At 72.2% G+C, this 26,997-nt stretch carries 22 protein-coding genes; 19 read left to right on the forward strand and 3 right to left on the reverse strand.

The features are described from left to right. Positions 1 to 20 precede the first annotated feature (20 nt). The 3 genes from pcaC to ACWER9_RS04715 all read left to right on the forward strand — a co-directional run bounded on the left by pcaC (position 21) and on the right by ACWER9_RS04715 (position 3,261). The gene (gene pcaC, locus ACWER9_RS04705) at positions 21 to 392 is read left to right on the forward strand and encodes a 4-carboxymuconolactone decarboxylase (RefSeq protein ID WP_452300492.1); all 372 of its coding nucleotides are present in this window, start codon (positions 21 to 23) and stop codon (positions 390 to 392) included. 26 nt (positions 393 to 418) lie between these two features. Beyond that, positions 419 to 1,591 carry a 4-hydroxybenzoate 3-monooxygenase gene (gene pobA / locus ACWER9_RS04710; protein WP_452300493.1) on the forward strand — a complete coding sequence of 391 codons (1,173 nt, stop codon included), beginning with the start codon at positions 419 to 421 and terminating at the stop codon, positions 1,589 to 1,591. Positions 1,592 to 1,755: 164 nt separating this feature from the next. Continuing rightward, positions 1,756 to 3,261 carry an APC family permease gene (locus tag ACWER9_RS04715; RefSeq protein WP_452300494.1) on the forward strand — a complete coding sequence of 502 codons (1,506 nt, stop codon included), beginning with the start codon at positions 1,756 to 1,758 and terminating at the stop codon, positions 3,259 to 3,261. Positions 3,262 to 3,327: 66 nt separating this feature from the next. On the opposite strand, the gene ACWER9_RS04720 is transcribed toward ACWER9_RS04715, so the two are convergent. Beyond that, complete coding sequence (locus ACWER9_RS04720) at positions 3,328 to 4,140, reverse strand: hypothetical protein (protein ID WP_452300495.1); 813 nt, start codon at positions 4,138 to 4,140, stop codon at positions 3,328 to 3,330. A 421-nt stretch (positions 4,141 to 4,561) separates the two neighbouring features. On the opposite strand from ACWER9_RS04720, the gene ACWER9_RS04725 reads away from it, so the two are divergent. Further along, positions 4,562 to 5,773, forward strand: a complete 1,212-nt coding sequence (locus tag ACWER9_RS04725; protein WP_452300496.1) for a histidine decarboxylase — start codon at positions 4,562 to 4,564, stop codon at positions 5,771 to 5,773. A gap of 40 nt (positions 5,774 to 5,813) precedes the next feature. Here ACWER9_RS04725 and ACWER9_RS04730 read toward each other — a convergent pair whose 3' ends face one another. Beyond that, on the reverse strand, positions 5,814 to 8,663 hold the full coding sequence (locus tag ACWER9_RS04730) for an AfsR/SARP family transcriptional regulator (RefSeq protein ID WP_452300497.1): 2,850 nt from the start codon (positions 8,661 to 8,663) through the stop codon (positions 5,814 to 5,816). Positions 8,664 to 8,849: 186 nt separating this feature from the next. Here ACWER9_RS04730 and ACWER9_RS04735 point away from each other — a divergent pair, with 186 nt between their 5' ends. The 13 genes from ACWER9_RS04735 to ACWER9_RS04795 all read left to right on the forward strand — a co-directional run bounded on the left by ACWER9_RS04735 (position 8,850) and on the right by ACWER9_RS04795 (position 23,928). Next, positions 8,850 to 9,704, forward strand: coding sequence for a hypothetical protein (locus tag ACWER9_RS04735; RefSeq protein WP_452300498.1), 855 nt, complete (start codon positions 8,850 to 8,852; stop codon positions 9,702 to 9,704). A 406-nt stretch (positions 9,705 to 10,110) separates the two neighbouring features. Beyond that, positions 10,111 to 10,884 carry a hypothetical protein gene (locus tag ACWER9_RS04740; RefSeq protein ID WP_452300499.1) on the forward strand — a complete coding sequence of 258 codons (774 nt, stop codon included), beginning with the start codon at positions 10,111 to 10,113 and terminating at the stop codon, positions 10,882 to 10,884. A gap of 133 nt (positions 10,885 to 11,017) precedes the next feature. Beyond that, entirely contained in the window at positions 11,018 to 11,371 is a 354-nt protein-coding gene (locus tag ACWER9_RS04745) for a hypothetical protein (RefSeq protein ID WP_452300500.1), read from the forward strand. Then, positions 11,368 to 13,872 (forward strand): hypothetical protein, encoded by a 2,505-nt coding sequence (locus tag ACWER9_RS04750; RefSeq protein WP_452300502.1) that lies wholly within the window; start codon positions 11,368 to 11,370, stop codon positions 13,870 to 13,872. Before ACWER9_RS04745 ends, ACWER9_RS04750 begins: the two co-directional genes overlap by 4 nt. A gap of 124 nt (positions 13,873 to 13,996) precedes the next feature. After that, positions 13,997 to 14,758 carry a DeoR/GlpR family DNA-binding transcription regulator gene (locus tag ACWER9_RS04755; RefSeq protein WP_452300503.1) on the forward strand — a complete coding sequence of 254 codons (762 nt, stop codon included), beginning with the start codon at positions 13,997 to 13,999 and terminating at the stop codon, positions 14,756 to 14,758. A 13-nt stretch (positions 14,759 to 14,771) separates the two neighbouring features. After that, positions 14,772 to 15,680 (forward strand): 1-phosphofructokinase, encoded by a 909-nt coding sequence (pfkB, locus tag ACWER9_RS04760; RefSeq protein ID WP_452300504.1) that lies wholly within the window; start codon positions 14,772 to 14,774, stop codon positions 15,678 to 15,680. Between the two features lie 59 nt (positions 15,681 to 15,739). After that, on the forward strand, positions 15,740 to 16,918 hold the full coding sequence (gene mtlA, locus ACWER9_RS04765) for a mannitol-specific PTS transporter subunit IIC (RefSeq protein ID WP_452300505.1): 1,179 nt from the start codon (positions 15,740 to 15,742) through the stop codon (positions 16,916 to 16,918). Between the two features lie 4 nt (positions 16,919 to 16,922). Then, complete coding sequence (locus ACWER9_RS04770; RefSeq protein WP_179779917.1) at positions 16,923 to 17,231, forward strand: PTS lactose transporter subunit IIB; 309 nt, start codon at positions 16,923 to 16,925, stop codon at positions 17,229 to 17,231. Then, the gene (locus ACWER9_RS04775; RefSeq protein WP_452300506.1) at positions 17,224 to 17,658 is read left to right on the forward strand and encodes a PTS sugar transporter subunit IIA; all 435 of its coding nucleotides are present in this window, start codon (positions 17,224 to 17,226) and stop codon (positions 17,656 to 17,658) included. The genes ACWER9_RS04770 and ACWER9_RS04775 overlap by 8 nt, the downstream gene beginning before the upstream one ends. Then, the gene (locus ACWER9_RS04780; protein WP_452300507.1) at positions 17,655 to 18,695 is read left to right on the forward strand and encodes a zinc-dependent dehydrogenase; all 1,041 of its coding nucleotides are present in this window, start codon (positions 17,655 to 17,657) and stop codon (positions 18,693 to 18,695) included. The genes ACWER9_RS04775 and ACWER9_RS04780 overlap by 4 nt, the downstream gene beginning before the upstream one ends. Before the next feature lie 9 nt (positions 18,696 to 18,704). Further along, positions 18,705 to 18,980: an HPr family phosphocarrier protein gene (locus ACWER9_RS04785; RefSeq protein ID WP_452300508.1), complete on the forward strand. Its 276-nt coding sequence runs from the start codon at positions 18,705 to 18,707 to the stop codon at positions 18,978 to 18,980. Further along, on the forward strand, positions 18,973 to 20,646 hold the full coding sequence (gene ptsP / locus ACWER9_RS04790) for a phosphoenolpyruvate--protein phosphotransferase (protein ID WP_452300509.1): 1,674 nt from the start codon (positions 18,973 to 18,975) through the stop codon (positions 20,644 to 20,646). The genes ACWER9_RS04785 and ptsP overlap by 8 nt, the downstream gene beginning before the upstream one ends. 129 nt (positions 20,647 to 20,775) lie before the next feature. After that, positions 20,776 to 23,928 (forward strand): BTAD domain-containing putative transcriptional regulator, encoded by a 3,153-nt coding sequence (locus ACWER9_RS04795; RefSeq protein WP_452300510.1) that lies wholly within the window; start codon positions 20,776 to 20,778, stop codon positions 23,926 to 23,928. 21 nt (positions 23,929 to 23,949) lie between these two features. On the opposite strand, the gene ACWER9_RS04800 is transcribed toward ACWER9_RS04795, so the two are convergent. Then, positions 23,950 to 24,837 (reverse strand): hypothetical protein, encoded by an 888-nt coding sequence (locus ACWER9_RS04800; protein WP_452300511.1) that lies wholly within the window; start codon positions 24,835 to 24,837, stop codon positions 23,950 to 23,952. A gap of 193 nt (positions 24,838 to 25,030) precedes the next feature. On the opposite strand from ACWER9_RS04800, the gene ACWER9_RS04805 reads away from it, so the two are divergent. Continuing rightward, entirely contained in the window at positions 25,031 to 25,540 is a 510-nt protein-coding gene (locus tag ACWER9_RS04805) for a hypothetical protein (protein ID WP_452300512.1), read from the forward strand. Positions 25,541 to 25,704: 164 nt separating this feature from the next. Next, positions 25,705 to 26,907: a low temperature requirement protein A gene (locus ACWER9_RS04810; RefSeq protein ID WP_452300513.1), complete on the forward strand. Its 1,203-nt coding sequence runs from the start codon at positions 25,705 to 25,707 to the stop codon at positions 26,905 to 26,907. Positions 26,908 to 26,997: the final 90 nt, after the last annotated feature.

Raw genomic sequence — 26,997 nt, forward strand, 5'->3', positions numbered from 1 at the left:
GCGAGCAGCACACGCGGGGGATGGCTGTGCGACGGGCGGTCCTCGGTGACGCGCACGTGGACCGGGCGGTGGCCGACACCGACGCGTTCACCGCCGACTTCCAGGACCTGATCACGCGGTACGCCTGGGGCGAGGTCTGGACCCGTCCGGGGTTGGACCACCGCATGCGCAGCTGCATCACGCTTACCGCCCTGGTGGCCCAGGGGCACCTGGCGGAGCTGGCGATGCACGTCCGGGCGGCGCTCCGCAACGGCCTCACCCCGGCCGAGATCAGCGAAGTGCTCCTGCAGTGCGCGATCTACTGCGGGGTGCCGGCCGCCAACGCCGCCTTTGCCGTCGCCGCCGGGGTGCTGCGGGAGGAAGCCGCCGCGGAGCAGCCGAAACGCGGGTAACTGAAGAACCGAGACGAGGAGTGGATGTGCGTACCCAGGTCGCGATCGTGGGCGCGGGCCCCGCCGGGCTACTGCTGTCCCACCTGCTGTACCTCGACGGCATCGACTCGGTCGTCGTCGAACGCCGTAGTCGGGACCACGTGGAGAAGCGGGTGCGCGCAGGTGTCCTGGAGCAGGGCACCGTCGACCTGCTCCGGGAGATCGGCCTCGCCGACCGGCTGGACCGGGAGGGGCTGGTGCACCGTGGCATCGAGCTGCTGTTCGAAGGGGAGACACACCGGATCGCGATGAGTGACCTGACCGGAGGTCGGGCCATCACCATCTACGGCCAGCAGCACGTGGTCCGGGATCTGACCGAGGCGCGGTTGGCCACCGGCGGCCAGGTCTTCTTCGAGGCGGACGACGTGGCGGTCGACGACGTCGGGACGGCGACCCCGCGGATCCGGTTCACCGTCGAGGGTCAGCAGACCGAGCTGGACTGCGACTTCGTCGCCGGCTGCGACGGCTTCCACGGCGTGTCCCGTGGCGTGCTGCCCGCGTCGAGCCGTCAACTCCTGGAACGTGACTACCCGTTCGCCTGGCTCGGCATTCTCGCCGAGGTCCCGCCCTCCTCCGACGAATTGATCTACGCATACCACGACCGGGGCTTCGCGCTGCACAGCCTCCGCTCACCGACAATCAGTCGCCTCTATCTCCAGGTCGACCCGGACGAGGACCTCGCCAATTGGCCGGATCACCGTATCTGGGACGAACTCGGTACCAGGCTGGCACACGGCGGGTGGTCGCTCAATGAGGGACCGGTCCTGGAGAAGGGCATCACGCCGATGCGCAGTTTCGTCTGTGAGCCGATGCGATTCGGTCGGTTGTTCCTCGCCGGGGATGCCGCCCACATCGTGCCGCCCACCGGCGCCAAGGGCCTCAACCTCGCGGTCCACGACGTACACGTGCTGGCCGGCGCGCTCGCCGAGCACTACCGGACCGGGAGCGAGGCGTCGCTCGACGCCTACTCGGCGACCTGTCTCCGCCGAGTGTGGAGGGTGCAGCAATTTTCCTGGTGGATGACCTCGATGCTGCACCGTTTCCCCGAGCACGACGCGTTCGAGCAGAACCTGCAGCTCTCGCAGTTGAAGTATCTGGTCGGCTCACCGGCGGCGGCGACGAGCCTCGCCGAGAACTACGTCGGCCTGCCCTGGACCTGACGACGCGTACGTACCGATCATCGTCGGCCGGAAGCAGTCACGTACCGCTTCGTGGGAGCGCTGAATTCACGCTTCACATTGGTCGGGTGACGGTGCAATCACCCTGTAAGGTCATCGAGTCCCGTCACCCGATCGATCTGCCTTAGGCATGGGGAGGCTCAGCTATGGTCACATCTCCTGTGACCCCCCTGACGGTGTCCGCCGAACGAGGGCTGGCACGCAAGACACTGCGGACGAGTTCGCTTGTGACATTCGGGGCGACAGCATCGTCCCCAATGGCCGTTCTCGTCGGCGGTATCGTCGCCACCTATGCGACCACCGGCAATACCGCAGTAGCCGCCAGTTTCCTGCTCCTGGCCACGGTGATGCTCCTCTGGGCACCGGGATACATCGCCATCGCGAGGTACGTGCAGCCCAGCGGGATCTTCTACACCGCCCTCGCCGCCGGGTTGTCCCGGCTCGTCGGTGTCGCGGGCGCGCCGGTCGTGCTACTGGCCTACAACACCATCCAGATCTCGCTCTACGGTCTGCTCGGTTCGGTGGTCAGCGGCCTGGTCGGTGGGCCGTGGTGGATCGGGGCTCTTGTCGCGTGGGCCATCGTGGCGGCATTCGGCCTGCAGCGTACGGGCATCAGCACCGCCATGTTCGGGACCATCCTGGTCGTCGAGGTCGCGCTGCTGATCGTCTTCGTGCTGGTGGGCCTGGCTCACCCGGCCGGTGACAACCTGACGTTCGAGGCGCTGAACCCGACGCAGTTGTTCAGCACCGGGGTGGTGGCCGGGCTCGCGGTGCTTCCCCTCGGCTTCGCCGCGTTCTTCGGCACCGAGACCATCGCCGCCTACGGTGCCGAGGCGCGCTCTCCGCGGGCGGTCTCGCGCAGCATCATCTACGTGATCGTCGGCCTGGGCCTGCTCTACGCCCTGTGCGCCTGGGCGATGGTGGCCACGGTGGGTGCCGACCGGGTCGTCGACTTGGCCCGCGACCCGGCGGCACCGCTTCCGTTCGAGGTCTTCTCCGGCTCCCGCGCTGGCAGCGCCGGAGTGCTGCTGATGGCTCTGGGTGGCCTGTTGCTGGTCAGCAGCGTCCTCGCGGCGATGATCAGTTTCCACAACAGCGTGGCGAGGTACCTGTTCGCTCTGGGCAAGGACCGGCTGCTGCCCGCTCGCCTCGCGACGATCCGTGAGGGCGGGTCCGGCGCGCCCCAGGGTGGATCGATCGCCCAGTCGGTCACCGCTCTGGTCGTCATTCTGCTCTTCGTGGTGAGCGGCGCTGAAGCGCTGACCATGTTCACCTGGCTCTCCAACATCGCCGCGGTCAGTCTGATGCTGTTGATGGCGGTGAGCTCACTCGCCACCGTCCGCTTCTTCGCTCGGGGCGGTGGACGCAGTGAGTCGCTGTGGGCGCGGGCGATCGCACCCACGCTCGGCGGTGTCGCCATCGCGGTGATCCTCCTGCTCACCCTGATCAACATCAGCGCCGCGCTCGGCACTCCGCCGGGATCCCATCGCGCATGGCTGGTACCCGGTACGGTCGGCGCCTTCGTCCTCATCGGGGTGCTGTGGGCCATCAGCCTGCGGACCCGCCACCCGGACCTGCTCGCCGGCGTCGGGGAGCGCGAGACGAACCCCACCCGGCAGGTCGACGAGGATCTGGGCCACCTCACGCTCTGAGTGGCCACCCAGCACAGCAGACAGGCGGAGCCGATCAGCGGCTCCGCCTGCTTGCTGTCGTAGCGCCTACGCCTTCGCGCCCCGGGCCTGCCCGAGCCGCTGCGCGCCGTGGTGGACCAGCGTCGCCAACTGGGCGATCCCGGTCCAGATCGGCGTGTCCGACGGGTGGCTCTGCAACGATCGCCACGCCTCGTACGTCGGCGTCGTGGACTGGATCAGCGGCTTGTCCCACGGGTCGGCCGGCCGGTCGACGACAATCCGCGTCTCTTCGGGATCCATCAACTGGATGTAGAACCGGCCTGGAATCCGGTCCTCGCCCTCCACCCGGCGCATCGTCTGCTCCCAGGTGCCAAGCGGACCATCGAGCGAGCTGACCGCGATGCCGATGAACGTCGAGTCCGCGTTGACCCGCTCGTCGACGCGGTTGCACATCTGCGGTGGCTGGCGAGGATCCAGCCCTCCGTTGTCGAGGTAGTACCGTGCTGTCTCGGCGAGGTCGTAGAGCATCTTGGGCAGGTGCGACACATCCTCGCCGGCCTTGTCCAGACGCGTCGCCGCTCCCACCTCGAAGACCGGCCGCTCCAGCGTCGAGCCGACGATCGGCACCGCGTAGAGGAACGCGAAGCCGTAGGGGCACAACGGGTTGCGCCGACGCTGCGTCCACGCGTGGCGGCCGTGCATCGTGTTCATCAGGCCGACCCGACTCAGCGCGGAGGATCGCAACGAGGCCCAGATCCGCCGCGTCTCCGGATCGCTGATCGGCGGCGCGGGCGGCGACTCGTGCACAGCCGGCGGTGGATCGGGTTGGGGCGGTGGCTGTGCGGCGGGCGCCGAGTGCCAGGAGGCCGGCGGGTACTGCTCGAATGCCGGCGCAGGCACCGCGGCCGTGGGTGCGACCCAACCATGCCGTCCGTCCGGCGCCGGTGGGGGTTGGGGTGGCGAGGTGTGGCTGCCCGGCTGCTGGTCCCAGGGCGTCGGCGCTGCTCTTTGACTGCTCGCCGCCGCTCTCCAGTCCTCAGGGGCCCTCTCGCGAGGACCCAGGTGGGTCGCTGGCCTGTCGTACGCCACAGTGTGTCCTCCCCGAAGACGTCGCCATAGCCTCTCATCGAACACACACTGCGATCAACTGCGCACCACGAGTCGGCTCGATTCGATGCGGAGGGCGGTTGCCTGGGCGTCGCGGTCATGGTCCACTCTTCGCTTAGTTGCCTATCGACGGAGTGCCCGTGACCATCCCCTGCCATCGGCGATACCGCCTGCTGGTGTGTGATGCCGAGGACGCCACAGTGGACCGTCCACGATGACCTCTCCCACGAGCGTTCACGACGACCTGTCACTCGCCGCTCAGATCGAGCAGCTGCGCGCCACCCTGGCGGCGCACAGGTCGATCGGTTTCCCGGCCGCACTGGACATCGACTACGGGCCGGTCACGCCACTGTTCGGCATGCTGATCAACAACGTCGGCGACCCGGACACCGACCCCGACACCGGCCACACGAAGGCCTACGAGCGGGAAGTCATCGACTGGCACGCGAACCTCTTCGGCGCCCCCGCCGACGATCGGTGGGGATACCTGACCAGCGGCGGCACCGAGGCGAACCAGGCGGCCGTCCTGCTCGCCCGCGACAGGTTCGCGGGTGCGAACCCCGTGCTCTACTACAGCCAGGCCACCCACGACTGGGTCCGCAAGACGGCAAGCACGCTCGGCCTTCCCGAGGTCGTCATCCGCACCGACGCCAGCGGCGAGATCGACTACGACGATCTACGGGGCGAGTTGGCACGGCGAAGAGACCGGCCAGCCATCGTCGTGGCCAACGCCGGCACGACCGTGACGGAGGCGGTGGACAATCCCGCCCGGGTTCGCCGCGCCATGTCCGACCTGGCGATCCGCAACTCCCACCTGCACGTCGACGGCGCGCTCGCCGGCGTACCGTTGGCACTGCTGCCGGACCGGCCGGTGGCCATCGACCTCGGTGGCGTGGTCGACTCGGTGGCCATCTCGTGCCACAAGTTCTACGGCACCACCATCCCCGGTGGTCTGGTGGTGACCCGCCGCTCGCTGCAACGGGCGGCACGGCGAATCTCGTACACCGCCACGACCGACAGCACCGTCAGCGGCTCCCGCTGCGGCCAGCTCGCCGTGCAGATGTGGTACGCGCTGCGACTGCTCGGCGAGGACGGGCACCGCGAGCGGGCCGAACGTGCCCGGGAGACGGCCCGCTTCGCCCACTCCCTACTGGCAAGTGTCGGCTGGCCCGCCTGGCGAAACGTCCACGCCTTCACGGTCTACTTCACGACCCCACCGGCGGCGATCGCCCGCCGCCACGGCCTCTCCAACGCCGACGGCGGCATCAGCCACCTGATCTGCATGCCGGGTGTCACCCGCCAGCAGATCGAGGCGCTCGCGGCCGACATCGCGACAGTCAAGGGCACCGAGCAGCCAAGTCCGAGCCGCGGTGTCCGGCGACTCGTGCCGGTCGCACAGCTACCTCTCACCGCCGACCGAACCTGACCGCCCCGCAAACGCCCGAGCGGTGGTCGTACCTCCGTACCTAGACCTCGCCGCCGCCCGCCGGCGCCAACGGGACGGCCGGGGCGGCAAGCTTGACCCGTGGGCGGTCGGCGTCCGGATGGCGCAGCTCGTCGAAGATCGTCAGCGCCTCTCGCCACGCCCGCCGTGCGGCGTCGAGGTCACCGGCGGCCCGCAGAGTGTCGCCCAGGTTGTCAAGTACCTCTGCCTCGTCGTACCGGTCGCCGAGTTCCCGGTGCAGCGCCAGCGCCCGCCGGTAGCAGTCCGCAGCCCGGTCGTGGTCGCCCAGGCCGTGCCGGACGTAGCCGAGGCTGTCCCAGGTCAGCGCCGCGCCGTGCCGGTCGCCGGTCTCCTCGTGCAGCCGCAGGGCCGCCTGGCAGCAGTGCAGCGCCGGCTCCGGCTCGCCGAGTCGGGCGTGCATCCAGCCCAGGTTGTTGAGCGCCTTGGCCTGCCCGACCCGGTAGCCGGCGGCCCGGTACAGGTCGAGGGCCACCCGGGTCTCGTCGAGAGCCGCCCGCAGTCGACCCTGCCGCGCGAGCACCCAGCTCACCCCGATGTGCGTGTGCGCCCGTCCGGTGTCGTCGCCCAACTCGCCGTACAGCTCGAGGTCACGTCGGTAGTGCCGGTGCGCCGCCTCGTGGTCGCCCGACCAGGTGCAGGCGATGGCCAGGCCGCGGTGCGCCAGGGCCTGACCGGCCAGGTCACCCCGGCGCCGCGCCGCCGCAAGTGCGCTGCGCTGCGCGGCGGCCAGCTCCGGCCAGTGCCCGCTGCGATCGAGGTACGTGGTGAGGGCCGCCGCCAACGTCCACGCGTGCCGGTCCAGGCCGGTGCCCGCCGCCTGCTCCACACATGCCAGCAGGACGTGGTGCTCGGCGGCGAACCAGGCGCTCGCCCAGGCGTGCTCCGGGCGGTCGCCCACCGTCACCCCGGGGTCGGGTGGCGGCAGCGCGGCCGGCCGCGCCAACCGGTACGGGTCGAGCAGGTGGTCCGCCGCGTGCGTGGCGTGCAGGTAGTGGTCGAACAGGCGACGTCGGGCGGCCTTCCGCTCGGCCTCGGGGTCGGTGCCGTGACACAGCTCCGAGGCGTACGCGCGGAGCAGGTCGTGCATCGCGTACCGGCCGGGAGCGCGCTCGGTGAGCAGGCTCGCCCGGGTGAGGTCGGCCAGCAGCGGGCCGACCCGAGCCGGCGGCAGGCCGGCGAGACTTGCCACTGCCACCCGCCCGGCGTCGGGGCCCGGGTGCAGCCCGAGCAGCCGGAACAGCCGGGCCGAGTCGGGCTCCAACGCCCGGTACGACCAGGAGAAGACCCCCCTGACGTCGGTGGTGGGGTCGCCGGTGGCCAAGGCGCTGAGCCGGTCCGGGTCGGTGTCGCGCAGCTCGGCGGCGAGCGCCGCAAGCGGTATGTCGGGTTGCCCGACCGCGCGGGCCGCGACGACGGCCAGGGCCAGTGGCAGGCCGGCGCAGCGGCGCACGATCTCGTCAAACGCCGCCGTCTCGCGCGCGGCGCGCCGGCGACCGAGCCGGCCGGTCAGCAGCTCCCGGGCCTCGGCCGGCGGAAGCACGTCAAGCGTCACCGGGTGGGCCCCGGCGTTGACCACCAGGCCGGTGAGCCGGTTGCGGCTGGTCACGACGACCAGGCTGGCCGAGGATCCCGGCAGCAGAGGCCGCACCTGCTCCTCGTCGCGGGCGTTGTCGACCAGCACCAGCACGCGACGGTCGGCGAGCAGGGTCCGGAACAGGGCGGCCTGCCCGGGCAGGTCGGCGGGCACCCGTTGCGGCGGCACGTGCAGCGCCTCCAGGAAGCCGCGCAGCGCGACGCCCGGCGACACGGCCCGGCCGTCGAGGTCGAACCCGCGCAGGTTGACGTAGAGCTGCCCATCCGGGTAGCGGTGCGCGACCCGGTGGGCCCAGTGCACCGCGAGGGTGGTCTTGCCGACTCCGGCGGTGCCGGCGATGGCGGAGATGACCACCGCTCGACCGGGGCCGCCGTCGTGCTGGTCGGTTCCCGCCGGTCCGGTGGGCAGCAGCGCGTCCAGTTGCCGGAGCGCCACCGTGCGGCCGGTGAACCAGGCGGGGTCGCCGGGAAGCTGCGCCGGGGGAGGATTCGCGGGCTCCGCCGGTGCGGGTTCGGCCGGTGTCTGCCCCCGCAGCACCCGCAGGTGGGCACCGCTCAACTCGGGGCCGGGCTCCACGCCCAACTCGTCGACGAGGTGGCGGCGGGTCTCGGCGTAGAGCCGCAGCGCGGCGGCCTGCTGGCCGCAGCCGGCCAGGGCGAGCAGGTACCCGGCCACCAGTTGCTCCCGCAACGGATGCTCGGCCACCAGAGGGCGCAGGGCATTCACGGTCGCGGCGAACCGGCCGAGACCGAGCTCCACGGCGGCGAGCCGCTCGTACGCGAGCAACCGCTGCTCGTCCAGGCCGGCGGCGGCAGCGTCGACGAAGGCTCCGGCCGCGCCGGCCAGCGCCGGACCCCGCCACAGCGCCAGGCCCTCGCGCAGCAGCCGCGCCGCCTCTGCCTGCTGGCCCGCCGCCTCCTCGGCGCGGGCGTGCTCGACCGCCATGGTGAACTCGGCGAGGTCCAGCTCACCCCCGCGTACGGTGAGCCGGTAGCCGCCGCCCTGGGTGGTCAGCAGCTCGCCCGCGCCCGCCTCTCGCAGGGCCGCCCGGATCCGGGAGACGCAGACCTGAACCTGGGTCCGGGCGCTGGCCGGAGGGTCGTCGGCCCAGAGCGCCGACACGAGCTGCCGGAGGGGCACCAACCGGTCGGCGTTGAGGAGCAGCAGCGCGAGCACCGCGCGTTGCTGAGGGCGGTCGATGGGGAGGACCCGCCCCCCGGCGGTCACCTGGACGGGGCCGAGGACTGACCACCGCATGGTTTTCCTCGTCAGTCGTGATGGGACGACCACAGTCTATGGACGGCGCGGCCGGCACGGCCGGCGACAAGCGGTCGGATAGCGGACGACAAGCGGCCCCGCCCAGGCTCGTCTCAGCCGCCAGACCTGAGGGTCCGGGGGGAGGCGGGCCGGCACGACGCCGGCCACTGTGGACAGGAGAGTGACATGCGCGTAACCAAGGGACGGAGCGTGCTGACCGTCGTCGTGTCGGCGGCCGCGGTGGTGGCCGGCCTGGGCTGGGCGGCACCGGCCTCGGCGGTTCCGGCCGGGTTGGAGACGGTCACCCAGTCGGCGGCCGAGAGCAGCGCGGACAAGTCGGCGTTCGCGTCCTGCCCGGCCGGCAAGGTGGTCACCGGGGGCGGCGGCTTCCTCCCCGCCGGCTCGTCGGCCGCCGGCCGGGTCGGGCTGGACCGGCTGGAGCCGCTGGCGAACGGCAGCGGGTTCTTCGTGACCCTGCGGGAGGCGGGCCCGGTCAACTTCGCCGGCGACTGGGGGCTGCAGGCCGTCGCCCAGTGCGCCACCGCGCCGGCCGGGTACCAGGTCGTGGCCGCGACCGGGGCGGTCGGGACGGAGTTCGTCACGGCGAGCTGCGGCACGAAGAAGGTCATCGGCATGGGCGGGCGGATCAACAGCGGTCTGGGCGATGTCCTGCTCGACCAGGTGGTGCCGTCGTTCGACCTGACGTCGGTGACCGTGCGGGCGGTGGCGGTGCAGGGCGCCACGGCGGCCGGCTGGAGCGCCACCTCCATCGCGGTCTGCGCCAACGGGCCCGCCGGGCTGGAGCGGGTCGTGTCGACCGGAACGAGCGCGAGCAATTCGTCGGACAACGCGGTCAAGGCGTGCCCGGCCGGCAAGGGCCTCTACAGCGCGGGCGCGGACATCAACGCCGGCAACGGTCAGGTGCTGCTGACCGCGATCAACATCACCGGGGGGAACACCGTGCGGCTGCGGGCGGACGAGGACGCCGACGGCTTCGGGGGCTCGTGGAGCCTCAACGGATACGGCATCTGCGGGAGCTGACCCAGGGCCGGGGCCGCCACCGGCGGCCCCGGCCCTCTGGCACACGCCGCGAGCGCTGTGGTAGCGACGCAAGTCGATATTGCTGGAACGGCCGCGGGTGTGCTGGAATGGCTCACATCGCCGCAGCACGGGGGCAACCGTGCTGGAAACGGTCAGCACGGGAGCAGCGCAGTGTCGGCGTGACGCCACGTCGGCGGACCTGCCGCATCGCCGGGCCATCTCCACGACGACGGGCAGGTGCCTGTCGTACGTGTTCCAGCCGGTATCCCCACGGCACCGAGACGCCCGCTCTTCACCAGGGTCGACGCGCCGCGATCGACGGCGAGCCGAGCAGCGGTAGTGGTGTCCGGGGGAGGTATGACGGCCCCACCCACGCGGTAGGGGCCCCACCTCATGGAGGATGACCATGCGCCGTTTCCTCGCGGTGTGCACCGCCGCCCTGATCCTCGGCACCACAGCCGGCAGCATTCCGGCCGCCGCGTCCGGTGCCTCCTCGCGTTCGTGCACCCGTGGCCTGCTCTTCTGCGAAGACTTCGAGCGGTTGCCGCGCGGCGGTGCCAGCACACTCGACTGGGGCGTCGACACCCGCAACGGCACGCTCACCGTCGAGCGGGCCCGCCACGGCAACCAGGTGTTGCACATCCACACTGTCGACAACGGGCGCGCCTTCCTGCGCGTCGACGACTTCGCCGCGCCGGGCAACCGTTTCTACGGCCGGATGCGGCTGCGTGTCGACGCCTTCCCGACCGCCCCCGACTGGGCGCACTTCACCCTGGTGGAGGCGACCGGCACCGGCAGTTCGGAGGTCGTCCGTCCGGTCGGTGGTCAGTACGCGCCCACCGTCCCGGGCATCTTCTGGGGTGTGGGCGCGGACGGCGGCCCGACCGGCGACTGGACCAACTGGCGGGAGTCCGCCCCGGTCACGGAGGACACCTGGCAGTGCGTCGAGTGGAAGCTCGACCCGACGGACAACCGCATCACGACGTGGATCGACGGGGTGGCGAACCCGGACCTGAGCGCCTCCACGACCGAGCACGGCGGCAACGACGTGCCCTTCGTCCTTCCGACGGTCAACACGGTCAAGGTCGGCTGGCAGCTCTACCAGGGCGGCACCACGCCGGGCGAGTTCGACCTCTGGATCGACGACATCGCCCTCTCCACCCGGCGGCTCGGCTGCTGAGGCCGTACCCAGGTGTCACGGCGGTCTGCTATCCGGGCCGCCGTGACCTGCCCGTCCGGCGCACGAAGTGGCCGCCGGCACGAACGCGGACCAACTCTGGCGCAGCACTTGACGCGCACGTCACGATGACACCATGAAGCCAACCCGTCACGTGGTGCTGTTGGTCTCGGGCCTGCTGGTCTCCGTGCTGGCTACCACCTTCGTCGTCCTGGAGTGGGAGTCGGCCGACAGGATCGCGACCGGGGTGTCCGCGTTGGCAGGGCTCGCCGGTGTCGGGGTTGCCCTGTGGGCTGCGCTGCCGACGACCCGGTCCGGAGCCCGCGTCCGGGAGACGGGGACGACGCGGGCCCGGGGCACCGGGTACGCCAACTCGGGCATCGACGCCCCGGCCAGCGACGCCACGCCGATGGAGGTCCACCGCACCGGGGACGCCACGGCCGGCGACGGTGGACAGGCGATCAGCGGAATCGTTCGTCGCCCCCGATGACGAGCGATCACTCCGACGTACCCGCCCCGCGCGGGTACGCCCTCACCAACACCGGCGACGCCTGGGCGGAGGCCCCGGGCAGCATCGCCATCTCCGGGTTCGTCGACGGCGACGTCACCCTCGGGCTGCCGCGCTATCGACTGTCCGCTCTGGCCGACGACGCGCCACGCCCGGCGGAGACCCTGCGCCTCGCCGAGTTGCTCGACGCACGACACCGGGTGGTCCCGTTCCTCGGCCGCGACCAGGAGCAGCGGCGGCTACAGGCGTGGTTGACCCCCAATCGCACCCAGACGGACCAGGCGGTGCAGCTGATCCATGCCCCGGGTGGCCAGGGTAAGACGCGCCTGGCCGACCAGTTCGCGGACACCGCCCGCGCGGCCGGCTGGAAGGTACTACGGGGCAACCGTGATCCAGGCGAGCCGAACCGTTCCGCGCCAGGCGGTGCGACCCCTTCCCCCGCCGGTCTCCTGGTGCTCGTCGACTACGGCGACTGGTGGCCCGCCGGCGACCTGCGGGCGCTGTTCACCGACCCGCAACTGCACCGCGAGGGCCCGGTCCGGGTGGTGGTGCTGGCCCGATCGGTGGGGTACTGGTGGCAGGCGTTGCGGTACTGGCTGCGGGTCACCATGCGGATGGCCGTCGACGAGTTCGAGCTGGCCCCGTTGGCGCCCGACCCGGTTGCGAGGGAACAGCTCTTCCGCACCGCCGCCACCCGATTCGCCGCGCTCGTCCCGCACGCCCGACTCGATGCGGTGCGCGTACCGGACCTGACCGACCCGGCCTACGGGGCGGCGCTGAGTCTTCAGCTGGCTGCGCTGGTCGCGGTGGCGGTCAGCCACGATCGGACTCTTCGGGTGCCATCCACCATGGTGGACATGTACGGATACCTGCTGGACCGGGAGGTCGGGCACTGGCAGCAGGTGCTGGCCGGGGCCGTCGGCGGCAGCAGCGCACCGGAGCGGCTCGACCGCGCCGTTCTCGCCGCGGTGCTGGCCGGTCCCGTCCCGTACGGCCTGGGTCAGGCGGTCCTGGACTGCGCCGGGGTGGGCGGCGATCCGGGCAGGGTGTCGGAACTCCTGGCCAACCACTCGACCTGCTACCCACCCCGGGAGCCCGACTGGGTGCTGGAGCCGTTGCAGCCCGACCGACTCAGGGAGGCGTACCTGGCGCTGGCGCTTCCCGGTCACGCGTGGTCGTCGTACGCTCCGAGGCCCTGGGCGGTCGGGGTCGTCCGCGCACTGCTGCGCGGTGCCGGCATGTCCCCCGCGCAGGCGGCCCGGGTCCGGGCCGCCGCGCTCACGGTGCTCGTCGAGGTCGCGGCCGGCTGGCCGCACGTGGCCACCACGGTGCTCCTCCCGGCGCTCCGGGACGACCCGGCGCTCGCCACCGCCGCCGGCGGGGCGGTGCTCACGAAGATCGTCGACCTGCCGGACGTCGAGGTCGGGCTGCTGGCCCGGATCGAGCCCCTTCTGCCACCCCGGCGTCATGTCGACTTCGACAACGTGGCGCTCGAGGTGGTGGCCCGCCTCACCGTGGCGGGCCTGGCCCGGGACCCGGACCCGGTCGAGCGGGCCCGGTTGCACATCGCGTATGGGCGGCGGCTGGCCAATACCGGCGACCGCGAGGGCGCGCTGGAGCAGACAGATCTTGCCGTCGCGGCCGGCGAGGCCGCGGTTGCCGCCACCGCCTCGTCCGAGAGGGCCGCGCTCCTCGCCCTGGCGCTGCACCTGCGGGCTCACCGACTCGCCGCCCTGAGCCGCTTCTCCTCAGCGTTGGCAAGTGCGCGGCGGGCCGTGGGTCTGCTCACCCCCCTCGCCGAGGGGCCGGGCGACGAGGCCGAGTCGTACCGGTGGGCGCTGGCGGAGGCACTGGACAACCTCGCCCTCCGGTTGTCGCACGTCAAGCAGCACGAGAAGGCCGAGGTGACGGGCCGACGGGCGGTCGAGTGGTTCGCCGGTGGTCCCCGGTCGGCCCGACGTGAGAGGGGTCTCGCCGGGGCGCTCACCAACCTGGCGGTGATCGAGGCGCACCGGGGCCACGGTGCGCAGGCGCTGGCGACCGTCCGTGACGCGGAGCGGATCTGGCGCCGGCTCAGCCACGACGAGCCGTCGGTGTACCGGCCCGAACTGGCGCTCACGTTGAACACGGTGAGCCTGCGCCACGCCGAGCTGGGGCAGATGGACGCCGCGGTGACGGCTGCCGAGGAGGCGGTGGGCATCTTCCGCGACCTCGTCCGGGCCAACGCGGTGGCTTTCGAGCTCGACCTCGCCGCCGTGCTGGCGAACCTGAGCGGATACCTCTGGCAGTTGGGTCGGCGCACCGAGGCGTTCCAGTACAACGCCGAGGCCGAGGAGGTCTTCGGCCGCTGGGGCGGGGCGAACCCGCAGGCGTTCTCTTCGCACCTGCGCCACCTCCGGCAGAACATCGCGGCGATGCGGGCCAAGCAGTCGGCGGTCGACCTGCGCCGCTGGGAGTTGGGCGCGCAGTCGTTCAACAGCTGACCAGGCTCGTACCCGATCGTCTTGCCGACCGCGTTCTATGTGGCTTTCTGTGGGCCGTCTCTTGACTTGCCCTATAACCGGGCGTAAACAAAGTAGAAGCAAAATGAAACGGCGGTGAAACAACATGTACGCCGAAGAGCGGCAGCAGGAGATTCTTCGCCTCGCCCGGGACGTGGGCCGGGTCGAGGTGGCCGGCCTGGCCGACGGGTTCAACGTCACGTCGGAGACCATCCGCCGCGATCTCACCATCCTGGAGCGGGCCGGGGTGCTGCGCAGGGTCCACGGTGGAGCGATTCCGGTCGAGCGGCTCGGCTTCGAGCCCGCGCTGGCGGCGCGGGACGCGGTGCTCATCGAGGAGAAGGAGCGCATCGCCAAGCTCGCCCTGAACGAGGTGCCGGAGGAGGGCGCGATCATCCTCGACGCCGGCACCACCACCGCCCGGCTGGCCCAGCTGCTGCCGGTCGACCGAGAGTTGACTGTCGTGGTCAACTCGCCGGTCATCGCCACGACCCTCGGCACCTGTGCCAACCTCAACGTCCTGCTGTTGGGTGGGCGGGTCCGCGGGAAGACCCTCGCGACCGTCGACGACTGGGCGCTGTCGCCGCTGGCGAACCTCTACGTCGACGTTGCCTTCCTCGGCACCAACGGCATCTCCGTCGAGCGCGGGCTGACCACCCCGGACCCGGCCGAGGCGGCGGTGAAGAGGGCGATGGTCCGGGCGGCCCGCCGCACGGTGGTGGTCGCCGACCACACCAAGCTCGGCAACGACTACCTGGCCCGCTTCGCCGAGCTGGCCGACGTCGACCTGCTCATCACCGACAGCCGTGCCGACCCCGACCTCGTCGGTGATCTGGACTCCGCGGGCGTCCGGGTGGCACGCGCATGAGAGCGGGCCGGGCATGATCGTCACCGTCACCCTCAACCCCAGCCTCGACCGGGCCGTGGAGGTCGACTCGCTCACCCGGGGCGAGGTCATCCGGGCCGCCGCAGCCCACCTCGACCCCGGCGGCAAGGGCGTCAACGTGTCCCGTGCCCTGCTGGCCAACGGCGTGCCGTCGGTGGCGGTGGTGCCCTCCGGCGGTGACGAGGGCAACCAGCTCATCCGCCTCCTCGAGGCCGAGGGTGTGGAGGTCGTCGCCGTGTCGATCTCCGGAAGGACCCGTTCCAACATCACCCTGGCCGAGCCCGACGGCACGGTCACCAAGATCAACGAGCCTGGCCCGGCCATGTGCCGCGCCGAGTTCGACGGGGTGATCGACCGGGTGCTCGCCCGCGCAAGCGGTGCCGACTGGGTCGTGCTCTGCGGCAGCGTCCCGCCCGGCCTGCCCGCCGACGCCTACGCCCAGTTGTGCCGGAAGCTGCGCGCCGCCGGCGTCAGGGTCGCCGTCGACACCAGCGGTCCCGCCCTGCGCGAGGCGGCCCTGGCCGGGGCGACCCTGCTCAAGCCCAACCGCGAGGAACTGGCCGACGTGGTCGGCACCCCGCTGACCGACCTCGACGATGTGGTCGATGCCGCGCAGCGCCTGCGGGCGTGGGGCGCGGGCACCGTCGTGGCCAGCCTCGGCGCTGACGGCGCTGTGCTGGTCGACGCCGACGGCGTCCACAGCGGCACCTGTCCCGTTTCCCGGCCCCGTAGCAGCGTCGGGGCCGGCGACGCGCTACTCGCCGGGTTCCTCGCTGCCGGCGCACAGGGTGCCGCCGCCCTGGCTGAAGGCCTCGCCTGGGGCGCCGCCGCGGTGAGCCTGCCCGGCAGCCGGATGCCCGGCCCCGCGGACCTGTTCCGCCACGACGTCACCATCCACACCTGACCGACGAGCTTCTTCCCCCTGCGGCCGTCTGGACCGCCCCTCAAGAAGGAGATACCCCCGTGACCTCCTCCTCCTACACACCAGAGGTAAAGGGCCAGGGCCTCAGAGCCACAGTGCAGCGCCTCGGCGGCTACCTGGCCGCGATGGTCATGCCCAACATCGGCGCGTTCATCGCCTGGGGCCTGATCACCGCGCTGTTCATCCCGACCGGCTGGACCCCCAACGCGACCCTTGCCGAACTGGTCGGCCCGATGATCAGCATCCTGCTACCGGTGCTCATCGGCTACACCGGCGGCCGGCTGGTCCACGGCCAGCGCGGTGCCGTCGTGGGCGCGGTGGCCACCATGGGCCTCGTCGTCGGCGCGGACGTGCCGATGATCCTCGGCGCGATGATCATCGGGCCGCTCACGGCCTATGTCCTCAAGCTGTTCGACGGCCTGGTCGAAGACAAGATCCGTCCTGGCTTCGAGATGCTCGTCGACAACTTCAGTGCCGGCATCATCGGCGCGGCGATGGCCATCGGCGGTGTCTACGGCATCGGCCCGGTGGTCGAATGGCTCACCAAGCAGGCCGGCTCGGGCGTCGACTGGCTGGTCGGCAAGGACCTGCTGCCGCTGACCTCGGTGCTCGTCGAACCCGCCAAGGTGCTCTTCCTCAACAACGCCATCAACCACGGCGTGTTCGGCCCGCTGGGCATCGCCGAGGCGGCCGACAAGGGCAAGTCCATCCTCTTCATGATCGAGTCGAACCCCGGCCCGGGCCTCGGTCTGCTGCTCGCCTTCATGGTCTTCGGCCCCCGCGCACTGCGCCCCAGCGCCCCGGCCGCGATCATCGTGCAGTTCCTCGGCGGCATCCACGAGATCTACTTCCCGTACGTGTTGATGAAGCCGAAGCTGATCCTCGCCATGATCGCCGGGGGCGCGGCCGGCGTCGGCACCTTCGTGATCACCGGCGCGGGCCTGGTTGCCACCCCTTCACCGGGAAGCATCTTCGCCTACCTCGCGGTCACCCCCAAGGGCAGCCACGTCGGGGTCGTTCTCGGCGTCGTGATCGCCGCCGCCGTCACCTTCGCCGTCGCGTCCGCCCTGCTCGGCTTCGGGCGCGGCGAACCCGCCGCCGACGCTGTCGGCCCGGACGAGGAGACGGCTGCCCGCCCAGCTGAGGAGAGGTCTGTCGACCCCGACACCGCTGTCGACCCCGACACCACCCCGAGCACGTCGGCGAAGCAGGAGGTCTGACCATATGTCCACAATCAACGGCACCGAGATCAAGAAGGTGGTCGTCGCGTGCGACGCCGGCATGGGCAGCAGCGTGATGCTGGCCAGCCAACTTCGGCGGCAACTGGCGAAGAACGCGGTCACCGTCGAGCACACGCCGGTCAACTCGATCCCGGCGGACGCGGACGTGGTCATCTGCCACCAGGGCCTCGCCGCGCGGGCCCGGGTCAGCGCGCCCGACACGGTGATCGTGCCGATCCAGGTGTTCATCGGCGACCCGGCCGTCACCAGGGTCGTGAACGCGGTACAGCGCGGTGGTGAGCTGAGTGGCTGAGCTGCTGGCCCGTGACGCGATCCGGCTCGACGAGCGGGCCGGATCGCGGGACGAGGCGATCAGCCGCTGCGGCGCGGTACTCGTCGAGGTCGGCGCGGTCGCCCCGGCGTACGTCGACGCGATGCTGGCCCGCGAGCAGAGCGTCTCCACGTACATGGGGGAGGGCGTCGCCATCCCGCACGGCACGCTTGCGAGCAAGGAGTCGGTCCAGCGCGACGCCCTCGCGGTGCTGCGCTTCCCCGACGGCGTCGACTGGGACGGCTTCGACGTGCGGGTCTGCGTCGCCATCGCCGCTGCCGGTGACGGGCACCTGGACATCCTGGCCCAGCTCGCCTCGGTGCTGGTGGACCCGGCGCAGGCGCAGCGGCTCCGAGAGGCGACGAGCGCCGATGACGTGATCACCATCCTCGAAGGGAAGTCCTCGTGAAGGTTGTCCGATTCCACGCACCCGGTGACGTCCGCTTCGAGGACGCGCCCGAGCCGACGCCGGGCCCCGCCGAGGTGAAGATCCGCGTCCGGGCCTGCTCCACCTGCGGCACCGACGTGAAGATCTCCCGCTTCGGCCACCACCACATCGATCCGCCGCGGGTGATGGGCCACGAGATCGCCGGCGAGATCACCGAGGTCGGTGGCGACGTCACGGGCTGGCGGGCGGGGGACCGGGTCCAGGTCATCGCCGCCATCCCCTGCGGTGAGTGCGCCGAGTGCCGGCGCGGCCGGATGACGGTGTGCCCCAATCAGGTGTCGATGGGTTACCACTTCGACGGCGGGTTCGCCGAGCACCTGGTCGTGCCGCACAACGTCCTCGCCGTCGACGGGCTCAACCGGATCCCCGAGGGACTCAGCTTCGCCGAGGCGTCCGTCGCCGAGCCCCTCGCCTGTGTCCTGAACGGCCAGAACCTCGCCGGTGTGGGGGAGGGTGACGACGTGGTCGTCGTGGGGTCCGGCCCGATCGGCTGCCTGCACGTCCGGCTGGCCCGGGCGCGCGGCGCGGCCCGGGTGTTCCTCGTCGACCTCAACCGGGAACGCCTCGACCTGGCCGCCAACCTGGTGCAGCCGGACGCGGCGATCTGTGGCGCCGAGACCGACGTCGTCGACGCGGTCCTCAAGCTCACCGAGGGCCGGGGTGCCGACGTCGTCATCACCGCCACGGCCGCCGGTGTCGCCCAGGAGCAGGCGGTGCAGATGTCCGCACGGCAGGGCCGGATCAGCTTCTTCGGCGGCCTGCCGAAGGACAAGCCGGTCATCTCCCTGGACTCCAACCTCGTGCACTACCGGGAGCTGACCATCGTCGGCGCCAACGGTTCCAGCCCGCAGCACAACAAGGAAGCGCTGCGACTCATCGCCGACGGCTCCGTGCCGGTCGCCGACCTCATCACCCACCGCCTGCCGCTGGACCGTGCCCTCGACGCCTTCGGCATCGTGGCGCGCGGTGAAGCGATCAAGGTGACGATCGAACCCTAGGAGGATCCGTTGTTCAGCAGAACAGTCCTCGTCGGCTCCGCCAGCGGGTTGCACGCCCGCCCGGCGGCGCTGTTCGTCGCCGAGGCGGCGAAGCAACCGGTGCTCGTCACCATCCGTACCGGCGACAAGAAGCCGGTGCCGGCCCGCAGCATGCTCGCCGTGCTGTCGCTCGGTGCCAAGAAGGGCGCCGAGGTCACCCTGGAGGCCGACGGCGACGACGCGCAGGCCGCCGTCGACGCCCTGGCCGACCTGCTCGAACGTGACCTGGACGCTGTCGATGCGTGAACTGCGGGGGATCGGGGCCAGCCCCGGTGGTGCGGCGGGGCCGGTCCACCGGCTGGCTCCGCCTCCGGCCCTGCCGCCAGCGGTGCAGAACCCCGATCCGGAAGCCGAGAAGGCGGCCGTGCGGGCCGCGGTCGACGCGGTCGCCGCCGACCTGACCCGTCGCGCCGACGCCGCCCGGGAGACGACCGCCGCCGAGGTCCTGCGCGCGCAGGTCATGATGGTGCAGGACGAGACGCTCGTCGACGCGGCCGACGTCGCCATCGACGGCGGCGCGGACGCGCCGCACGCGATCACCGACGTGCTCGCCGAGCACCGGGCTGCCTTCGAGGCCGCCGGCGGGTACCTCGCCGAGCGGGTCAGCGACCTCGACGACCTGCGGGACCGCCTGGTCGCGGCGTGCCTGGGGCTGCCCATGCCGGGCCTGCCGGACCCCGGCCATCCGTACCTGCTCATCGCCCGTGACCTGGCGCCCGCCGACACCGCCGGCCTCGAACCGGCCCTGGTGCTGGGTCTGATCACGGCCGAGGGCGGGCCGACAAGCCACACCGCGATCCTGGCCCGGACACTCGGCATCCCGGCCGTGGTGCGCTGCGCGGGCATCCTGGACCTCACCGACGGTGCGCTGGCCAGTCTGGACGGGGCGAGCGGCGTCGTGGTGGCCGACGTCTCCGCCGAGACGGTGACCGCCGTCAACGCGGACCGGCTCGCCGAGATCGAACGGCGCGCCCGCTCCCACGGCCCCGGGCGGACCGCGGACGGTCATCCCGTCGCGCTGCTGGCCAACATCGGCTCCGCCCGTGACCTCACCGGCGAGGTGGAGGGTGTCGGTCTGTTCCGCACCGAGCTGCTCTACCTCGACCGTAACGACCCTCCGTCGCACGAGGAGCAGGTCGCCGCGTACGGCGACGTCTTCGCCGCGCTACCCGGCCGCAAGATCGTCGTACGTACCCTCGACGCCGGCGCCGACAAGCCGCTGCCGTTCCTGCGCCTGGCCGACGAGCCCAACCCTGCGCTGGGCATCCGCGGTCTGCGGGTCGCGCGGCAGACACCCTCCGTACTCACCACGCAGTTGGCCGCGATCGCGGCTGCGGCTGCGGCGGCGGACGCCGACGTGTGGGTGATGGCGCCGATGGTCGCCACGGCGGCGGAGGCGGCCGCCTTCACGCGGGCCTGCCGCGAGCACGGCCTGCCGACAGCCGGCGTGATGATCGAGGTGCCGGCCGCGGCCCTGCGCGCCGGCCAGGTGCTGAGCCACGCCGACTTCCTCAGCGTCGGCACCAACGACCTCAGCCAGTACACGTTCGCTGCCGACCGGATGTGCGGCGACCTCGCTGATCTGCTCGACCCGTGGCAGCCCGCGCTGATCGCGCTCCTCGCCTCCTGCGCGGCAGCCGGCGTCGCGGCGGGCAAGCCAGTCGGTGTGTGTGGGGAGTCCGCCGCGGATCCGGACTTCGCCCTGGTCCTGGCGGGCCTGGGCATCAGCAGCTTGTCCATGGCGCCGCGCAGCATCCCGGCGGTGCGCGAGTCCCTGGCCGGGCACACACGTGACGAGTGCCGCCGGATCGCCGAGGCGGCCCTGGCCGCCCCCAGCCCGCAGGCAGCCCGGGCGGCGGTGGCCGCCGTTTCGGTCCACCTCCGCGACGGCGACGGGGTGTCCGTGGGGTGAGCTGAATCGGGTACGCGACCGACCGAGGTCTTGCCTCACCGAACGCCACCGGTGAACCCTTGATTCACGGGCGTCGAACCACCAGTCCGGAATTCGCGCGGCACGGCCGGAGGGAACGCGGTGCATCCGTTGCGGGCAGGTCACCAGCGGGGGGTCTGCTGTGTGGTGGCCGCCGCCGGTTACGGCAAGACCACCGCGCTGCGCCGCTGGTTCCCCCCAGCCGCCGCCCGCTGGTGCCGGGGGGACGAGGCACCCGTGCGTCAGCTCGTCGCCGACGCCGCAGGGGCCGGCGACCGGCTGATCGTGGTCGACGACCTGCCACCGACCTCGGCGGAGCAACTGCACCTCCTGCTCGACGAGGTCGGGCGACGGGCGGACGACGTCACAGTCGTCCTCGCCTCGCGGTGGCCGCCGCCGGCACCGGCCACCCGCTTTCTCGGCAGTGGCCTCTGGACCGAGCTGGGCCCGGCCGACCTGGCGCTCTCCCCGGAACGGATCGCCGATCTGATCACCGAGGAGTACGGTCTCTCCGCACCGGACCTCGCCGACCGGCTCTACGCGGCGACAAGCGGCTGGCCGGCGCTCGTCCATCTGTCCGCCGAGACCCTGCGGCTGGGCGGGGTACCGCCCGGGCCGCTCGCCCCGATCCTCAGCGAGCCCGGCGGGCCGATCGCGCGGTACATCGCCGACGAGGTGCTCGCCGCGCTCCCGGCGGAGGCGAACCGGCTGCTCCGCCAGGTCGGTTCGCTGGCGCCGGTGAGCGTGGAGCTGTGCCGCGCGCTCGGTCATCGCGGCGCCCCGCGCATCGTCGACCGGCTACGCCGCACCGGCCTGCTCACGCGGCCGGCCTGGGCGGCGGCCGGGCCGGGCGCACCGGCGCCCGAGGAGCACCTCGTGCCGATCGTTGTCGAGACCGCCCGGCACGGGCACCGACCGCCGACCGCCGACCAGGTCCGCCACACGGCCGCCGCGGCAGCAGCCTGGTACGACCAGCACGGGCCGCCGGTCGCCGCGGCCCGGGAGTACCTGCGGGCCGGTGACCACGCGGCGGCCGCCCGGGTGCTCGACGCACACGGCGATCGGATGATCGCGGAGGGTCGGTCCCTCGCGGTGACCGAGCTGGTCCGCGCGCTGCCCGAACAGCATCGCAGCCGGCGCCTGCGCCTGCTGCTCGGCGACGCGCTGCGCACCCTCGGCGACCTGGGCGCGGCCACCCACGAGTACGACGCCGTCGCCGAGGAGGCCTGGGACGCCGGCCTCACCTGGCGGCTGGGTCGGATCCACTACCAACGCGGTGACGCGCGGGCGGCCCTGGCGATCCTCGACCGGCCGCCCGCCCTGTCCACCCCGCCCGTCGACCGGGCGCTGCTGCTCGCCTGGACCGCACACGCGCACCTGCTGGCCGGCGACACCGAGGCCGCCACCGGCTGCGCGCGGCGGGCACTGGCCGCCGCGACCAGCGCCGGGCAGGACGACGTGCTGGCCACGACCCACCTCAGCGTCGCCCTGTGCCTCAGCGTGGCTGGCGACGTCGCGGGCAGCGAGGAGCACTTCACGCTGGCGTTGCCGATCGCGGAACGCACCGGTGATGTCCTGCTGCTCACCCGGATCCACACCAACCGCACGCACCAGTTCCTCCGCACCGGCCGGTACGCCGAGGCCCTGACGATGGCCGAGCGGTCCGCCCGGTACGCCGCGCTGGCCGGCGCGCCCAGCCTGCGCGCCATCGCGACAAGCAACCAGGCGGAAGCGCTGGCCATGCTCGGCCGGTACGACGAGGCGGTGCAGCGGTACGAGGCGGCGCTGGCGTTCTACCAGCAGAAGGGCTCCCGCCGGTTCACCCACGCGCTGCTCGGCCTCGCTGAGCTGTACCGCAGGCGAGGCTGGCGCGAGCAGGCGTGCGCCGCGTACGAGGAGACGATCCGGGTCACCGAGGAGACCGGCAACGCGCACGTGCTCGTGCCCGCGCTCGCCGGGCTGGCGTTGGTACGACTCGACGACGACGTGCCGGCTGCGGCGCGGCACGCCGACCGGGCCGCCGGAGACGTCCCGCACGAGATCGTCGTGCCGGCGCTACTGGCGCAGGGCTGGGTCGCGCTCCGGATGGCCGTGCCCGACCGGGCCACCACGCTCGCCGGCGAGGCGGTCCGCATCGCGCGCGCTCAGGGCGACCTGGCCGGGCTGGCCGACGCGCTCGAACTGCGGGCCGCAGCCGAGCAGGACCTCGGGCGGGCCCGCGAGGCGCTGCGCGAGGCGTACGCGATCTGGACGCGGGCCGGTGCGGCGGTCGAGGCGGCCCGGCTGCTCGTCGTACTCGGGCGGTTGCCCGGGGCCGACATCGACGACCGGCTGGCCGGGCTGCTCGCGGCCGACCAGGTCGCCCTCGCCGGTGCCCTGGTCGACCGGACGGGCAGTTCCGGCGAGCGGACGCCCGGCGGGCCGGTCTACCAGCGGGTCGTGATCAGGGCCCTCGGCCGGTTCGAGGTGCACCTCGACGGCCACCCGGTGCCGGCCTCCCAGTGGCAGTCCCGCAAGGCGCGTGACCTGGTGCGGATCCTCGTCGCCCGACGTGGCCGGCCAGTCCCCCGAGGCGAGCTGTGCGAACTGCTCTGGCCGGACGACGACCCCGACCGCACCGGCCACCGGCTGTCGGTCCTGCTCTCGATCGTCCGTGGGGTGCTCGACCCGACGAAGACGTACGCCCCCGACCACTTCCTCGTCGCCGACCAGGCGTGTATCGCCCTCGACGTCAACCGTCTGCGGGTCGACGTCGAGGAGTTCCTCGCGCACGTCGCGCACGCGCGCCGCCTCGTGGAGCGGGGGGCCCTGGCGGAGGGGCGGACGGTGCTGCTGTCCGCCGACCGGCAGTACCGTGCCGACGCGTTCGAGGACGAGCCGTACGCCGACTGGTCCGGCCCGTTGCGCGAGGAGACCCGGGCGGCATACCTCGGCATGCTGCGGATGCTGGCCCAGGTCAGCCGGGCCACAGCGGGCCCGGCGGTGGCGGTGGCGTACCTGCTGCGGCTGCTGGAGCGGGATCCGTACGACCAGCCGGCGCACCGGGCGTTGGTGCGTGCCCTGGTCGCCGGCGGCCAGCACGGCGAGGCACGTCGGGCCCTCGCCCGGTACCGCGAGGCGATGCGGTCCATCGGCGTGCACCCGCCCGACGAGCTCATCCTCGCGCCCGCCCATCCGGCCCCACAGTCGCAGGTCGTCGACCGCCGGAGTTCGCTGGCCGCCGCCAACGGCCGGAAGCCCACGACCGCCGACCGCGGGCGTTGACCGGCGGCGGCCGGTGACCGCTCAGTGGAAGGCGGCCAGCTCCACGGCGGATACGGTGACCGAGCCCTCGCCGTCTCCGGCCCGAGCGGCCGCCGCCCCCGGCAACTGGCTCGCCCGGACGGCCTCGGCACCTGCTTGGCGCAGGTTCGGGCTGGGCACGAGCGCGCTGAGGAAGAACTCTCCGGTGCCCGTCACGCGGCCACCGACGCCGTACACGTGGGCTCCCGGGCCGGCACTTGCGGTGACGACCGTCTTCGGCCAGGTGCCGTCACTGCCGCTGGCGGCCTCGACCCGGACGCCGGGCGGCCCGGTCGGCTGGGTCGGCTCCTTGCAGACTCCGACGGCGGTGAGGCTCGCCGGGGTGGCGGCGCCGCCCGCGTGCACCCGGACCGTCCGCAGCCCGGGGCCGAACGTGACCTCGTCGACGTACGTCTGGTCCACAGGTCCTTCCACGCGGAAGCCGGTGCCGACCAACCTCGTGCTGTCCGGGCAGCTCACCTCCGCCGTCGACGCCGACCCGACGGTGGCCGTCGCCCGCACCGGTGGGCTCGTCGACGTGTCGCACGTGGCATAGGCCACCACCGACCAGTCGCCCACGTGCCCCGTCCGCGCCGTCGCGGTGACGGTCACCGTGGTCAGCTCCGCATCGGGCTCCATCGCGGTCAGCACGACACCACCGTTCCCGTTCACGATCCGGGCGCCCGACCCGAAGACCGACCGCGCCCCCGGGCAGCTCACGGTGACGACCTTGCTGGCGCCACCGTCGCTCTCGCTGACCTCGTCGACCCGCACCGGTGCGAGCCCTCCCGCCTGAGCGGGCCGGTCCGGTGGGGCCGCCCCGGCCGCCGTACCCAGCGCGACGGCTACCGCGCCCGCCGCCGTCCGTCGTGCGATGTCCACCGTGCGCATGTCGCTCCCTCACTCTCGCCGGCCCGTGCGGGTCGGGCATCACCATCGTCCGGGCGGACGTCAGGGTGGCGTCATGGTGCGCCAGCGCCGAGCCGCCACCCGGAGCGGATCGTGACGTGACCCTGAGGCCGCTGCCGAGACTCGATCCCAGACGCCGCGACGTGACCGCGGCGCGATCGAGGAGGAAGAAGACATGCGAATCAGCAGAACGGCAGCCCGGCTCCTGGTGCTGCCCGTGGTGTGCGCAGTCGCGCTGATCGGGGCGAGCCCCGCGCAGGCCGCGGTGCAGCGCACGGACCGGTTCTCCATCACCCAGCCGCACTTCGACTTCGGCGACGGCGACCTGGGCAACATCTCCGGAGATCCCAAGGCCGACGGCCGGCTGGAGTGGGATCTCGTCAACGGCGCCTGGGAGCCGCGGCTGCTCGGGCGCATCTACGTCAACAACGCCTCCGGCGAGTGTGTCCGCGTCCAGATGGTCATCACGTACCAGAACGGCGTGGTGGTGCCCTACACCGACAGCGCGTCGGACTTCTGCGCCCCGAACGGCAGGACCTGGTACAACGACGTCGACTTCCGTCCGGTCAGCTCGCCGTACGTGGCGAGCGTCGTGGTCCGGCTGCAGAGCGCGCCGGCGGGCGGCTGGTCGTTCTCGACCGAGGGAGCGTCCGCGCCGTACTTCGCGCCGTGGTGGCTGCCCTAGGCGTACCCGGGTCAGGCAGGACGTTCGGCTGGGACACCCAGCCGAACGTCGTGCGTGGCCGGTCGTCGCGAGGACACCGTCGTCACGGTTACGACCTCGGCGACCCTTCCGGCGTGGTATCAATTCCCCGAAGAGGACCGAAACCGGCGGAATCGGGCGGCCGTATGTCAACGAGGGCGGCAGCGCTGCTTCGCAAGCCGGGGCAACCGGAGCGGCCGAGCCTGCTGGAACTCTTCTTCGACCTGGTGTTCGTCTTCGCGCTGAACCGGGTGTCCCACCGGCTGGTCGAGGATCTCACCGAGCGGCGGGCGGTCGTCTCCGATGCGAGCGAGACGCTGCTGCTGCTGATGGCGTTCCTCGTTCTCTGGTTCGTCACGGCGTGGGTCACCGACATCTACGACGCACAGGCACCGCACCTCCAGGCGCTCGTCTACCTGGCGATGCTCGGAGCGATGGCCATGGCGGTCGCGGTACCCCGGGCGTTCGGCGACGGCAGCCTGGCGTTCGCCGGCGCGTACGTCGCCGTCCACATCCTTCGGGGCCTCATCATCGTGCCGGCGCTGCGCGGTCATCCGGCGCAGCGCCGAGCCGCCGGGGTGCTCCTCTGGTTCTCGCTGTCCGCCGTGCCGTGGATCGTCGGGGCGATTCTGCCGGACCCGGCGCGCGGGCTGCTGTGGGCGCTCGCCATCGCCATCGACGGCACGGCACTGCTGCTCTTCTACCCCGCCCCGTGGACCCTTGCCACCCCGCAGCAGTGGCCGGTCTCCGCGGAGTACATCTCCGAGCGGTACCGCCAGTTCTTCATCATCGCGCTCGGCGAGCTCATCCTGACCACCGGTTCGGCCTACAGTGACACCTCGTTCCGTGAGGTCGGAGCCGTGGCGGCTTTCGCTGTCTCGTTCGCCACCACGGTGCTGCTCTTCCGGGTCTACGTCTTCAAGGCGGGCCAACTGTTGCCCGAGGCACTCGCCGGAGCGCGCGAGCCAGTCCGCCTCATCCGGGAGGCGTTCATCGCGCACGTCCTCATGGTCACCGGCATCGTCGTGGTCGCCGTCGGCTACGAGATCGTGATCAGGCACCCGTTCGGGCACACCGACGCGGCGTGGACCGTCGCCATCCTCGGCGGCCCGATCCTGTTCCTGATCGGGCGTTCCCTGGTGGAACACGCGGTGTTCGCCCGGGTCTCGCGATCCCGGCTGATCGGCGCGCTCGTGCTCGTGGGGATCTCGCCCACCATGACCTTCGTGCCACCACTGACAGTGGCCGTCGCCGCCGTCCTCGTCCTGGCCGGTATCGCCATCTCGGACATGATGCGCGCCCGAGCCAACCCCGCCGAGCGGCCGTACGTGCCCCGCCCCGAACAGTGAGGACAGGCATCTCGTCCGGGAAGGCCCAGCCCGGCCAGCGGTCGGTTGTCGGGTGATCGACTCGGGTTTCCTGATGTCGCCCGGTCCCGC

The sequence above is a fragment of the Micromonospora sp. NPDC003944 genome, from assembly GCF_053605225.1.